This is a genomic window from Candidatus Palauibacter sp., assembly GCF_965237495.1.
GTDB lineage: Bacteria > Gemmatimonadota > Gemmatimonadetes > Palauibacterales > Palauibacteraceae > Palauibacter.
Genome location: NZ_OZ250143.1, coordinates 25,453 through 39,188, shown reverse-complemented (window position 1 = coordinate 39,188; position 13,736 = coordinate 25,453). Strand labels below are relative to the sequence as shown.

11 protein-coding genes are annotated in these 13,736 nt (G+C 70.3%); 10 read left to right on the top strand and 1 reads right to left on the bottom strand.

The window, feature by feature from the left end:
- Positions 1–43: 43 nt before the first annotated feature.
- Positions 44–1,240 carry a hypothetical protein gene (locus tag ACPXY0_RS00155; RefSeq protein ID WP_423927317.1) on the bottom strand — a complete coding sequence of 399 codons (1,197 nt, stop codon included), beginning with the start codon at positions 1,238–1,240 and terminating at the stop codon, positions 44–46.
- Between the two features lie 166 nt (positions 1,241–1,406).
- Between ACPXY0_RS00155 and ACPXY0_RS00150 the strand changes: the two genes are divergently transcribed.
- From ACPXY0_RS00150 to ACPXY0_RS00105, 10 genes are all read left to right on the top strand, one after another.
- Positions 1,407–2,840, top strand: coding sequence for a HupE/UreJ family protein (locus ACPXY0_RS00150; protein ID WP_423927315.1), 1,434 nt, complete (start codon positions 1,407–1,409; stop codon positions 2,838–2,840).
- A gap of 115 nt (positions 2,841–2,955) precedes the next feature.
- Positions 2,956–3,981, top strand: a complete 1,026-nt coding sequence (locus tag ACPXY0_RS00145) for a peptidyl-alpha-hydroxyglycine alpha-amidating lyase family protein (protein WP_423927313.1) — start codon at positions 2,956–2,958, stop codon at positions 3,979–3,981.
- 52 nt (positions 3,982–4,033) lie between these two features.
- Positions 4,034–4,708 (top strand): hypothetical protein, encoded by a 675-nt coding sequence (locus ACPXY0_RS00140; protein WP_423927311.1) that lies wholly within the window; start codon positions 4,034–4,036, stop codon positions 4,706–4,708.
- 6 nt (positions 4,709–4,714) lie between these two features.
- A complete protein-coding gene (locus ACPXY0_RS00135; RefSeq protein ID WP_423930746.1) occupies positions 4,715–6,313 on the top strand; it encodes an NAD(P)/FAD-dependent oxidoreductase in 1,599 nt (532 codons plus the stop codon).
- Positions 6,314–6,383: 70 nt separating this feature from the next.
- The gene (peaA, locus tag ACPXY0_RS00130) at positions 6,384–8,234 is read left to right on the top strand and encodes a quinohemoprotein amine dehydrogenase subunit alpha (protein ID WP_423927309.1); all 1,851 of its coding nucleotides are present in this window, start codon (positions 6,384–6,386) and stop codon (positions 8,232–8,234) included.
- The gene (gene peaB, locus ACPXY0_RS00125; protein WP_423927307.1) at positions 8,231–9,670 is read left to right on the top strand and encodes a quinohemoprotein amine dehydrogenase maturation protein; all 1,440 of its coding nucleotides are present in this window, start codon (positions 8,231–8,233) and stop codon (positions 9,668–9,670) included. Before peaA ends, peaB begins: the two co-directional genes overlap by 4 nt.
- A gap of 49 nt (positions 9,671–9,719) precedes the next feature.
- Positions 9,720–10,055 (top strand): quinohemoprotein amine dehydrogenase subunit gamma, encoded by a 336-nt coding sequence (gene qhpC / locus ACPXY0_RS00120; RefSeq protein WP_419163089.1) that lies wholly within the window; start codon positions 9,720–9,722, stop codon positions 10,053–10,055.
- Between the two features lie 26 nt (positions 10,056–10,081).
- On the top strand, positions 10,082–11,176 hold the full coding sequence (locus ACPXY0_RS00115) for a YncE family protein (RefSeq protein ID WP_423927305.1): 1,095 nt from the start codon (positions 10,082–10,084) through the stop codon (positions 11,174–11,176).
- 31 nt (positions 11,177–11,207) lie between these two features.
- On the top strand, positions 11,208–12,935 hold the full coding sequence (locus ACPXY0_RS00110) for an ABC transporter ATP-binding protein (RefSeq protein WP_423927303.1): 1,728 nt from the start codon (positions 11,208–11,210) through the stop codon (positions 12,933–12,935).
- The gene (locus tag ACPXY0_RS00105; RefSeq protein ID WP_423927301.1) at positions 12,932–13,663 is read left to right on the top strand and encodes a S8 family serine peptidase; all 732 of its coding nucleotides are present in this window, start codon (positions 12,932–12,934) and stop codon (positions 13,661–13,663) included. The genes ACPXY0_RS00110 and ACPXY0_RS00105 overlap by 4 nt, the downstream gene beginning before the upstream one ends.
- Positions 13,664–13,736 lie beyond the last annotated feature (73 nt).

Genomic DNA, 13,736 nt, shown 5'->3' with positions numbered 1-13,736 from the left:
CCCCGTCCCTTGTGAGTCCGGCCGTGAAACGCGACCGGCCCGGCTACTGCTCGCCGCGCGGCCAGGGCGGACCCTGGTTCTCCGCGGAAACCTGGCCCATGCCCATGTACACGAACTTCTGGACCCGCTTCCCCTCGTAGGTCTCCGTCGTGTAGATGTTGCCCTGGGAGTCCGTCGCGATGCTGTGGACCGCGAAGAACTGGCCTGGCTGCCGGCCGCCATCGCCGAAGCTGGTCAGGATCTCGAGCGTGGCGCGGTCCATGATGTAGACCCGCATGTTCTTCCCGTCCGCCAGGTACATGTATTTCTGCTCCGGGTCGCGCGAGAAGGCGATGTCCCACGTCGACCCGTCGCCCAGCGTGCGCGGCGCGATCCGCACCTCATCGACGTACGTGCCGTCCGTCTGGAAGACCTGGATGCGGTCGTTGGGACGGTCGCATACGTACACGAAGCCGTCGAGCGACGGCTCGGCGCAGTGCACGGGCGTCCGGAACTGCTGGATGAGCGGCGCGTCCGGATCGTAGCGCGGCGTCGGCGTGTCGTCCGGGACGTTTCCGTACGCGCCCCAGTAGCGCTTGAAGGCGCCCGTCGATGCGTCGAGCACCGCGACGCGGCGCCCGCCGTACCCGTCGGCGAGGTAGGCCTCATTGGCCTCACCGTCGAAGGCCAGCTTGGCGACGCGGTTGAAGCGCGTCTCGCTGTTGCTGTCAGGCTCCTCCCCGACCTCCGGCTCCCCGTAGGACGCCAGGAACTCGCCGTCGCGCGAGAACTTCAGGATATGCGAGTCACTCGCACCGTTGCCGCCGATCCACAGGTTGTCCATGTGGTCGACCGTGATCCCGTGGTTCGAGGCGGGCCATACGTAGTCGTCGGCGGGGCCGCCCCACGAATTCACGAGGTTGCCCTCGGGATCGAACTCGAGCACGGGGGGGGCGGCCCGGCAGCACTCGCCGATCGGCGGGTCGGCGTCGGCCCCGCCTTCGGTGCGTTCGGTGAGGTTGCCGCGGTGGATGATGAACACATGGTCTCGCGAGTCCACGCCGACTCCGATCGCCGACCCGAGCACCCAGTGATCCGGCAGCGGCTGCGGCCAGAAGGGGTCCACTTCGAACATCGGCGCCTCGACGCCCCGCCCTTCGCTGGCCTGAGCCCCGTCGTCCATCGCCGCCTGGCCGCACGCGAGCGCGATGACGACGCCGGCGACCGCACCCACGATGAGGGTCCGCTGCTTCCCAGTCATGCTGTATCTCCTTGCCGATCGTGTACCGTGCCGCGCCCGTTCACGCTACCTGTCCCGTCCACATTCGTCCAGAGACGCTGCCGGGGTCGACGCCACGGGCCAACCGCACCATCGTTCCCGACGAACAGGCCTCATCTCGAAACGTCACGGAATTCGGAGATCGTGAATGGACGCCCGCTGCCGGACAACGACCTTGACCGGGCTCGCGCTCGCCGTCGGCGGCTTGTCGGTCCCGGTCGGCGGGCTGCGGGCCGCAGCCGATCCCGCGACGCCGGAGGTGCCCGGCCTGGCGGTGCTGCACGAGATTCCGTCGGACGTCACGGTGCAGGCCTTCGTCACGCCGGAGGGTCGGCGGCTCCGCTTCCTCGTCCGGGCGCCGCTCGAGGCCATGCGCGACATCGAGTTTCCGCAGTACGGCCTGGGGTATCTCGACCTGGAGGCGGCGGGTCCGTTTCTGACCGACGCGGCGCAGCTCTGGCTCGCGGACTACGTCACCTTCCTTGAAGAGGACCGCCGCCTGGGGACGCCGCGGATCGTGGCCACGCGGGTCTCCCTCCCCTCGGACCGTTCGTTCGCCACGTACGAGACGGCGCTGGCGCATTTCGACGACCCGCCGCTCGATCCCGGGCTGCAACTGCCGTGGCGGCAAGCGCTGCTCGACGTGCTGCTGGAGTACGAGATCGAGTCGGACCGGTCGCGTTTCTCGATCGACCCGGCGTTCGCGCATCTCGGGCTGCGCACGGTCACGGTCCTGCGCCTGCGCCCCCCGGATCGGCCGGAGCGCGCTTTCCAGTACGTCGGGGATCCGGGGCTCGTGCGGCTCGACCCCCGCTGGCACCAGGCGGCGCTGCGCTTCGTGTCGCTCGGTTTCACGCACATCCTCGACGGGATCGACCACCTCCTCTTCCTGCTCTGCCTCGTCATCCCCCTGCGGACGCTGTGGGGTCTGCTTCCCGTCATCACGTCGTTCACCATCGCGCACTCGATCACCCTCATCGCGTCGGCCTTCGGCATCGCGCCGCGGGCGCTGTGGTTTCCGCCGCTGATCGAGACGCTGATCGCGCTCTCGATCGTCTACATGGCCCTCGAGAACATCGTGGGGGGCAAGCCGCGCAAGCGGTGGCTACTCGCGTTCGGGTTCGGACTCGTGCACGGCTTCGGCTTCTCGTTCGCGCTCAGCGAGTCGCTCCAGTTCGCCGGCGGGCACCTGCTCACCTCTCTGCTCTCGTTCAACGTCGGGGTGGAACTGGGGCAGCTCTTCGTTGTGGCGGTCGCCGTGCCCGTGGTCGAACTGCTGTTCCGGAAGGTGGTGGCGGAGCGGATGGGGACGATCCTCTCGTCCGCGCTGATCGCGCATACGGGATGGCACTGGATGACGGATCGCGGTTCGCAGCTGATGGCCTACCGCTTCCGATGGCCGGCCTTCGACGCGGCACTGGGCGCTACGCTCATGCGCTGGGCGGCCCTCCTGGTCATCATCGTGGGCGCAGCATGGGCGATCAGCGGCCCCTTCGGCCGACTGGCGGCCAAGGCGAAGAGCGGCGGGAGGTCGACCGTGGCCGCGGGAGGCAGCCCCGAGGCGAAACCCGAGGCGACGTAGCGGACGTTCCCGCGGGAACGTCCTCGGGACCCCACGGCGAGGGCGGATGCCCGCGCTTGCCCGGCTTGGCGATCACGTCGCATCGTCACCGGACCCATCACGGAAGGAGGGCGGATTGCAAGACGCAAGACGAATCATACTTCTCGCGGTCCTGGCGCTGGCGGCGGCGGGCCCGGGCGCGGGGACGCTCCAGGCGCAGTTGACGGCGCCGAACCCATACATGGCGATGGACGGCTGGGGACAGCTGCCCGATGGACGCGAATGGGGCGCGACGAGCGCGGTCTATCCGGCGCCCGACGGCGAGCACATCTGGGTGGGCGAGCGCTGCGGGGCGAACCTGTGCGTCGAGAGCGACGTCGACCCGGTCCTGCTCTTCGATACGGAGGGGAAGCTCGTGCGGAGCTTCGGTTCGGGGATGATCGCGTGGCCGCACGGGATGTTCGTGGAGGATGACGGCAGCGTGTGGGTGGCCGACGCGGTGGGATACGCACCGGTACCGGAGGGATGGGGACACGTCATCTACAAGTTCAGTCCGGAGGGCGAGGTCCTGATGACGCTGGGCGAGAAGGGCGTCGCCGGCGACGGGCCGAACCACTTCAACAAGCCGTCGGACATCCTCGTCGCGCCCGACGGGAGCATCTTCGTGGCGGACGGACACGACGCCGGGGGCAACAACCGCATCATCAAGTTCGCGCCCGACGGCACCTTCCTCATGGAGTGGGGGCGGATGGGGACGGCGAACGGAGAGTTCCGCGACCCGCACGCGCTCGCCATGGACTCGCAGGGACGCCTGTTCGTCGGCGACCGCGGAAACAGTCGCGTCCAGATCTTCGACCAGGAGGGGAACCATATCGAGACCTGGTATCAGTTCGGGCGTCCGAGCGGTCTGTTCATCGACGAGAACGACGTGCTGTACTCGACGGACTCGGAGTCGAACGCACGCCGCAACAAGGGATGGCTGCGCGGGATCTACATCGGCGACGCGGCGTCCGGGTGGGTGACGGCTTTCATCCCCGACCCCGAGCCGAATCCGGACGCCTCGGGAACGAGCGGGGCCGAGGGGATCGCGATCGACGCGCACGGAAACCTGTACGGGGCGGAAGTGGGTCCCCGACAGATGCGGAAATATATCCGGCGCTAGCCGCGACCGGAGTGGAGCAGATCGAGCGGATTACACTGGACAGGAGTCGGACATGAAACGGGCCATCAGTCTCACCGCGATTCTCCTCGCGTTCGGCGCCAGCGCGGCGGCGGCGCAGGACGCGAACATCAGCTTCTTCATCACGAGTTCGAATTCGGGCGACGGCGCGGACCTCGGCGGGCTCGATGGCGCGGACGCGTACTGCGAAACGCTGGCCGAGGCGGCGGGGCTGCCCGACCGCATGTGGCGGGCCTACCTGAGCACGACCGGAGCCGGCGGCGTGAACGCGCGCGATCGGATCGGCGACGGGCCGTGGTACAACCACGCGGGCACGCTGATCGCTCGCGGTGTCGAGCATCTGCACAGCAATGGCCCGAACCTGACCAAGGCCACGATCCTCACCGAGAACGGGGATCAGGTGAACGGTCGGGGCGACCAGCCGAACCGGCACGACATCCTATCCGGTTCGCTGATGAACGGGATGGCGTCGGACGCCGACGGGGACACGACGTGCAGCAACTGGATGTCGAGCGGCGAGGGCAGCGCGCTCGTCGGGCACCACGACCGGCAGGGCGGTGGCCAGAACCCGACGTCGTGGAACGAAGCCCACGCTTCGCGGGGCTGCAGCCTCGAGGATCTGCGCGGCACGGGGGGTGACGGCCGCTTCTACTGCTTTGCCACCGACGGGCCGAGCGGAGGAGACGTGCTGCGCCAGCGGGAGCGGTAAGCCGAGCTGGCAATCAGGCCACATGATGTCCTGATCGTCGGTGGGGGGCCGGCCGGCTGCGCCGCCGCGGCGTCGCTGGCGCGGCACGGGCATGATGTAGCGCTCGTCACCCGGCCGGCCCCGCCGGCGAAGTGGCTCGCCGAGTCGATCCCCGGCTCGGCCCGCAAGCTCCTGGAACGCGTCGGTGCGCTCGCCGCCCTCGACGCGGCGGGCCTCGTGCCGAACGAGGGCAACACCGTCTGGTGGGCGGGCATGCCCCGCCGAGAGGAGCGGTTCGAGGCGCAGGAGTGCGGCTTCCACGCCGACCGGGCCGCGCTCGAGGCCGCCTTCCACGGCGTGGCCCGCGAGGCGGGGGCGCGGCTGCGGACGGACGGCCCGGTCATCGAGGCGGCGACCGGGCCCGACGGCTGGCGCGTCGCCACCGCCACCGGAAGCTACCGGGCTCGCTGGGTGCTCGACGCCTCGGGCCGCGCCGGGGTGCTCGCCCGGCGCGGGTTCCGCATCCGCGAACGCGGGATCACCACGCTCGCCCTCATCGGCCGCTGGACCGCGGACCCCGACGGCCCCGCGCCGGACCCGGGCCGTACGCTCATCGAGAGCTACCGGGACGGGTGGGCCTGGTCGGTCCCGACCTCGCCGCGCACCCGGTGCGTGACCGCGATGGTCGACCCGCGCCGCACGCGCCTGCGCCGCGAACGCGGCCTCGACGGCATGTGGCGCACCGAACTGGCCAAGGCGGCGCGGCTCGCCGGGCGGCTCCGCGCCGGACGTCTCGCGGGTCCCGTGCGGGCGTGTCCCGCGTCACTGTATGGCGCGACCTCGCACGGCCGGCAGGGCCTGCTCCTCGTCGGCGACGCCGGCTCCTTCATCGACCCCCTCTCCTCCTACGGCGTCAAGAAGGCGCTCGCCTCCGCCTGGCTGGCCGCGATCGTGACGCGCACCGCGCTCGAGGACGAGGCCATGACCGGACCTGCGTGCGAGCTGTACGACGACCGCGAGCGGGAGGTCTACCGCACCTACCGGGCCCTCTCCGTCCCCTTCCTCGAGCAGGCCGCGGCCGCGAACGAACACCCCTTCTGGGAGGTCCGCCTCGCCGCCGCCCGAGAGGCCGGCGCGGACAGCGTCGGGGCCGACATCCCCGGGGCCGACATCGCGGGGGCCGACATCGCGGACGCGGCGGCGACACCGGGAGCGCCCGCCGTCGCGGAGCCCGGCGACCGCTCGCTCGCGGACCGCCGCGCCGAGGCGTTCCTGGGGAGCGCGGAGGTGCGGAGCGCGTACGAGACGATCCGTTCGCTTCCCTCGGTCCACTTCCGGCGCGGCGCCGCGCTCGCGTCCGTCGAGCGGCCCGCCGTGGTCGACGACCGGGTCGCGCTCGAACCGCACCTCGTCTCCGAACGGCTGCCGGCCGGCGCCCGCTACGTGCGCAACGTGGACCTCCGGCGGATGGTGGAGGTAGCCCCCGCGTCCGACCAGGTCCCCGACCTCTACGAGGCGTACAACCGGCGGGGCGCGCCCGCGCCGCTGCCCGACTTCCTTGCGGCCCTGGCCTTGGCGGTTGGCGCAGGCTTCCTCGACCTCGCGGAGAACCCGGTGCGGAGCTGACGGTCCGCGTTTCGGATTGACGCGGCCGGCATCGTCAACGCACAATCAACCGACTCTCAACGGAGGAGATATGGAGAGCGAAGCGTCCAAACGGGATGCGGTCGCCGATCAAGCGAGACGGGGCTTCGGCCTCACCCTCCCGGCGGCCGGACTGGCCATCGGCGTCGCGGTTTTCGTCGCCGCGCGTGCCGTTCCCTCGGTCCCCGGGATGCCCGGATCGCTCGCACCGCCTGCCCCGCTCGCACCGGCTGCCCTGCTCGCCGCTCCCCCTGCCGACGTCGCCTCCTTGTCGCACGCGACGCACGCGACGGACCAGACGGACGAGGACGAGGGCTACCCGATCGACAGCGAACTCGTCGTGCGGCGCTGCCAGCGCTGTCACGAGCGCGACGAACAGGGACGCATGTCCCGGATCTCCTACGAACGCAAGACGCCGGAAGGGTGGCAGGCGTCGGTCCGGCGCATGGTGGCGCTCAACGACGTATCGCTCGACCCGGACGAGGCGCGCGAAGTCGTCCGCTATCTCGCGAACCGGCAGGGACTCGCTCCCGAGGAGCTCGAACCCGGCCGCTTCGAGGTCGAACGGCGTCTGATCGAACACGTCTACGAGGCGGACCGCGACGTCGAGAACACCTGCATTCAGTGCCACAGCATGGGCCGGGTGATCACCCAGCGCCGGACCGGCGAGGAGTGGGAACTGCTGATGGCGACGCACCGCGGCCTCTACCCCCTCGTCGATTTCCAGGCGTTCCAGTCGGGGGGCGATGGCCCGCAACCCGTGGAGGTGGCGATCGACCACCTGTCCGAGGCCTTCCCCCTCGATACGCCCGAGTGGGCGGCCTGGTCCGCCTCGATGCGCCCTCCCCGGCTCGCCGGCACGTGGGCGCTGGCGGGCTTCGAGCCGGGGAAGGGACAGATCTTCGGCACGGTCGAGATCGAGCCCGGAGACGGCCCCGACGAGTTCCGCAGCTCCGCTTCGTACACCTACGCGGAGTCGGGGGAGCGGGTGCGGCGCAGCGGGCAGTCCATCGTCTACACCGGATACCAGTGGCGCGGACGGTCGAACCCCGGCGGTTCGGACGAACTCCGCGAGGTGATGACGGTCGACCGCGGCTGGCAGGAGATGACCGGCCGCTGGTTCACCGGTGCGTACGACGAGTTCGGGCCCGACGTGAAGCTGACCCGGGTGAGCGGCGGCCCCGTCGTCTCGGGCGTACACCCGCGGGCGCTCCGAACCGGCGCCGAGGCCGCCGAAGTCCGCGTCCACGGCGTGAACCTCCCGATGAACCCGGCGGCCGCCGAATTCGACTTCGGTCCGGGGGTTCGCGTCGAGTCGGTGGTGGGCGGCGACGCGAGCCAGGTCACGGTGCGCGTCGCGGTGGACGCCGATGCGCCGGTCGGGGGGCGCGACCTCTTCGTCGGCGGCGCGAGCCTGGCCGGGGCGCTCCAGGTCCACGACGGCGTGGACCGCATCCAGGTGACGCCGCGCGCGGGGATGTCCCGGATCGGCGGCGTCAACTTCCCGAAGGGATACCAGCCCTTCGACGCCATCGGGTGGGATGACGGTCCGGATGGAGAGCCCGACACGGAGGACGACCTCCGGCTCGGACGGGTGCCTGTGAGCTGGAGCATGGAGGAGTACACCGCCACCTTCGACGACGACGACATCGATTACGTCGGCGCGCTCGGCCCGGACGGCGTGTTCGCACCCGCCATCGACGGTCCCAACGAGGATCGCCGGGGGAGCCGCAACAACGTGGGCGACGTGTGGGTGGTCGCGACCTACGCGGGTTCCGACGCGGATCCGGACGCGGCCTCCGGGAGACCGCTGCGCGCCCGCGGCCATCTCATCGTGACAGTGCCGCTGTACCTCAAATTCGACCCTTGGCAGGGCGTACCCACGGGCAGGCTGATCCCATGATCCGACCCCCCCATCAACTGGCGCTCCGCGAGTTTCACACCTTCGAGGCGGCGGGCGAGAAATTCCTCTACCTCGTCCCATCGGCGGGTATTTTCCGGCTCGACGCGGCGTCTTCGGGGATCCTCGACCTGCTGAGCTACGGTCCGCGCGCACCGGGCGAGATCGTGAACTCCCTCTCGGACCGCTATCCCGTCGACCGGGTACAGGAGGGGCTGACCGAACTCCGGCACATCCGCGCCGTCGGGGAGGCCGGAGCGCCCGCCGAGCAGGTGGTGAACGACCTGCCGCCGGAGGGGTTCCCGCTCACCACGATGGTCCTCAACGTCACGAACAAGTGCAATCTCGCCTGCACCTACTGCTACGAGTACGGCGAGGACAAGATCGTCGACACGACGTGCACGGACGATCCGAAGTTCATGGCCGACGAGACGGCGCGGGACGGCGTCGAGTTCCTGCTCAAGGAGTCGGGACCCATCGAAGTCGCCCACCTCACCTTCTTCGGGGGCGAGACGCTGCTCAACTTCCCGACACTCCAGGAAACAGTGGCCTACGCCCGCCGCCGCGCCGAGGAGGAGGGGAAACGGATCGAGTTCAGCCTCACGACGAACGCGACGCTGCTCCGCCCGGACATCATCGAGTGGCTGGCGGAGAACGAGATCGGCGTGACCGTCTCCATCGACGGGCCGCAGGAGATGCAGGACCGCATGCGGGTCTTCCACAGCGGGAAGGGCTCCTACGAGACCGTCCGCCCGCGGATCATGGAACTGCTCCGCCGGCACAAGACGCGCCCGATCGGGGCCCGCGTCACCCTCACGCGCGAGAACCTCGACATCCACCGCATCTACCGTCACCTCACCGACGAGATGGGGTTCTGGGAGGTGGGATTCGCCCCCGTCACGACCTCCTCGGGCCGCGACTGGGAGATCACGGACGAGGGATACGTCGGCATGCTGCGGCAGTTCGATGAACTGGCGCGGGATTGGCTGGAGCACGCGGTGCAGAACCGGCACCACGGCTTCTCCAACGTGAAGGACACGCTGGAGGAGATCCACAAGGGCGTGAGCAAGGCGTATCCCTGCGGGGCCGGGCTCGGGCTCATGGGGGTGACGACGGGAGGGGACGTCTCCCTCTGCCACCGCTTCGCCTACTCCGACGAACACAGCTTCGGGACGGTGGCCGACGGGATCGACCGCGATCGCCAGCGGGAGTTCCTCGAGGACCACCACATCAAGAACAAGACGGACTGCCATACGTGCTGGGCCCGCCCCATCTGCTCGGGCGGCTGCTACCACGAGGCGTATACGAGGACCGGAGAGACGACCGCGCCCAACCTGCACTTCTGCACCTGGGTGCGGACGTGGACAAATACCTGTCTGGAGATCTACGGAGAGTTGTCGGAGCGGAACCCGTCGTACCTGACCCGCTTCGACCACTGACGCGACCGGGCCCCGGGGCCCGGCCCGACCCTTCGCGAGGGGGAGAGCCGTGAAACACCTGAAGCCGATCAACCAGAAGGCGGGCCGGATCGAGGCGCAGGTGGCGCGCGAGCAACTCGACGTGGTCGGACTCGAGAGCCGGCCGCCGGAGGGACCGCACATTCCGCTCGGGTGTTCGCTCGTCTTCTCGCCCGGCTGGGAGGTGGACTCGAGCGGCGGCACGGCCGGGCTCTGCCAGCCCGTGGAACGGGACCTGTTCGACTGCCACCTCGCCTGCTTCTGGCCCGCGCACGTGCCCGACCAGCTCAACCACTCGCCGGACTGGACGTCGCAGTGCGCCTCGGCGCAGAAGGACTGGCGCAAGCTCGACCTGGTCTTCCCGTGATCCGACGCAGGCGCCCCGGGGGCCGGATGGCCCCGATCCTGGCGTCCGCTTGCGGGCTCCTCTTCGCCACGGCGCTGGCGGCGCAGGAGAACGGCGGCGGCGCGGCGAACGGCCGCAACGCCTACTGGTACATGGGCAACTACAGCAACGAGGTGCTCGTGTGGGACGAGGCCTCGGAGGAAGTCGTGGACCGGATTCCGGTCAAGCGCGCGATCTCCCTTCGTCTCACCCTCTCCGACGATCGATCGCGGCTCTACGTTCTGGATCCGTTCTTCGAGACGGTGGAGATCATCGCCCTCCCCTCGAAGGAATCCGTCGGAGAGTTCACGTTGAGCGAGGGTTCGACGCGGACGTGGATCCGGTCGTTTCAGGTCCATCCGAGCCTGGAGTGGGCCGCCATTCTCGTGCAGAGCCGCACGAAGCTGGCGGACCGCTACCAGATCGACGAACCGACGATCCTCCGCTTCGACCTCACGACCTACGAGGTCACGGACACGATCCCGTGGCCCGGCGAGGATCTGCGACAGAACGCCAACTTCCGCTTCTCCCCCGACGGGGACCTCCTGTACATGTTCTCGGACGACCTCGTGGCGGTCGACTCGGAGACGTTCGAGGAAGTGGACCGCTGGGCGATCTCCGAGCCGTTCGAGACGGGGCTGGGCGCGATGACGCTCCCCTTCGGAGAGAGTCCGTACCAGGAGGAGGAAGGCGTTTACACCGGTCTCTTCCGCGTGATGGATCCGGTCCAGAACCGGCGGCTGATGGGCTTCGCGACCGTGGACTTGGCGGAGCAGACGGTGGAGTTCCACCCCATCGGGCCCTCCGATCGCGTGTCGTTCGCGCTCTCCCCGGACAGGACGAAGGGGTACGGGCTCAAGTCGCAGATCGGTCACTACGAGATGTGGAAGTTCGACCTCGCGGGGCGAAGGGTCTCGGACCGCATCACCTTCGCGGGGCGGCCGCGGATGGCGCTGATGCCGAGCGCCGATGGCGAACGGCTCTACATCTACAACGCCGGCAGCACGATCGACGTGTACGACGAGGAAACGTTCGAGCTCCTGCGCACGGTCACGCTGGACGCCGACATGACGAGCGTCGTCGTGGTGCCCGACCCGGGTTGAGCCGCACCCGGCCCATCTCCATGAGGTCGCGGTGATCCGCGACCCGCACCTCCGCCGAGCCCTCGCCTACATTCGACCGTACGCGGCGGCTCTGGTTCCCGTAGTCCTGCTCTCCACGGCGGGCACCGCGCTGGGGCTGGTGCTCCCGTACCTGTCGAAGACGATGATCGACGACGCGATCCTCGGCGGCGACTTCCCCGTCCTGCTCCGGATCACCGGACTCTTCGTCGGGATCACGATCCTCGGCTTCGGCGCCAACGTGGCGAGCGGGATGCGCTATACGCGGGTCTCGGCCCAGATCCTCTTCGACATGCGGCTGGCGCTCTACCGTCATCTGCAGAAGCTCTCGCCGCGCTTCTACGCGCGGACGCCGCTCGGCGACATCGTCTCCCGCATCAACAACGACATCGCCGAGATCCAGCGGGTGACGGCGGACGCGGCGCTGAGCCTGTTCGGGAACATCCTCTTCCTCGTGGGGACGGTCGCGATGCTGGTGTGGCTCGACGCGCGGCTCTTCCTGGTCGGTCTGATCGCGCTGCCGCCGAGTCTGTGGGCGCTGGTCCGGTACCGAAGCCGGCTCGAGGGGCGCGTGACCCGGCTGCGGGAGCGGAGCGCCGACATCGGGAGCTTCCTCATCGAGACCGTGCAGGGGATGCGGGCGGTGGTCGCGGCCAACGCGCAGGAGCGCGAGGCGGAGCGCTTCGGGCGCCGCAACGACCGTTTCGTACGGGCGCTGCTCTCGATGCGGTGGTTCACCTACCTGGCGGGGGGGCTGCCGGGGCTCCTGCTGCAGACGGGGACGGCGGCGGTCTTCCTGTACGGCGGCTACCGGGTGATCACGGAGGCGACGACGCTGGGGACGTTCATCGCCTTCATGGCGTACCAGATGCGGCTCCTCTTCCCGGTGCAGGCGCTGATGGGGTTGTACGCGAACCTCGCGAGCGCCCGGGCATCGCTGGTGCGCGTGCACGAGTTGTTCGATACGGCGCCCGAGGTCGACGAGATGGAGGGGGCCGCGCGGCTGGGCCGGGCCGAGGGGGCGGTGGTCCTCGACAACGTGCGGCTCGGCCATGGCCGCGGGGGCGAGGTGCTGGCGGGGGTGGCGCTGGAGATCCCGGCGGGGCAGGTGGTGGCGCTGGTGGGGGCGAGCGGGAGCGGGAAGTCGACGATCGCCGATCTGCTCTCGCGGCAACTCGACCCGGACGGCGGGCGGGTGCTCCTCGACGGTCGGGACCTTCGGACGCTGGCGCTGGCGGACGTCCGAGGCCAGGTCGCGGTGGTCGAGCAGGACCCGTTCATGTTTCACGCCTCGATCGCCGACAACGTGCGTTACGCGAAGCCCGACGCTTCGGACCTCGAGGTCGCCGGAGCGCTTCGGGCGGCGGCGCTCGACGGACTGCTCGTCTCCCTGCCGGAGGGAGCCGACACCATCGTCGGCGAGCGTGGACGACAGCTCTCCGCCGGGGAGAGGCAGCGCGTGGCGGTGGCGCGGGCGTTTCTCTCCGACCCGGCCGTCCTCGTGTTCGACGAGGCGACGGGGGCGCTCGATCCGGCTTCGGAGGCCCAGGTGCTGGAGGGCTACGCGGCGCTGATGCGGGGGCGGACGACGGTGCTCATCACGCACCGGCCCGAACTGGCGCGGCGCGCGGAGCGGGCGGTGGTGATTCGCGACGGGCGCATCGCGCAGGACGGGCGCCCGGCCGATCTCGACGACCGGCCCGGGCCGTTCCGCGCCCTGTTCGCGACCGACCGCGGGTGAGTCCGCCGCACACGGTTCGACTGGACGCGGCGGCGCTGCGCGGCCGGACGGGCCGGGGGGTCTCGATCGCGGTCATCGACAGCGGGGTCCATCCGGGCCACCCGCACCTCGGCCTGCTCGCGGACGGGATCGCGCTCACCCCCGACGGGACCGCGCACGGCGACCTCGTGGACCGGCTCGGCCACGGGACCGCCGTCACGGCGGCCATCCAGGAGAAGGCGCCGGGCACGCGGATCCACGTCGCACGCGTCTTTCACGACGTGCTGGCGACGAGCGCCCGGACGCTGGCGAAGGCGATCGACTGGGCCGGGGAGCAGGGTTGCCGGGTGGCCAATCTGAGCCTCGGGACGCCGCGCCAGAGCCGCATCGACGTGCTGCAGCCCGCGGTCGATCGCGCCGTGCAGCGCGGGACGCTCGTCATCGCGGCCTACTCGCACGAGGGTGAGCGCTGGCTCCCGGGCAGCCTCCCCGGCGCGCTCGGCGTCTGCCTCGACTGGGACCTCCCGCGGGACGCCATCCGCATCGGCCGACGCGACGGCCGGCGCGTGCTCTACGCTTCCGGCTACCCCCGGCCGATCCCCGGCGTCTCGCCCGAGCGCAACCTCAACGGGATCAGCTTCGCCGTGGCGAACGCGACGGGCATGGTGGCCCTCGCACTCGAACCCTTCCCGGAAGCGCGAGGCCGGGCCGCCGCCCTCGCCGCGCTGGAGTCGCTGGCCGCAGTCTGACGTTCCCGGAGCCACGCCGCGCAGCACCTGCGGGCCGCGCAGCCAGGTACCAAGTTGACCGGGTTTCGATCTC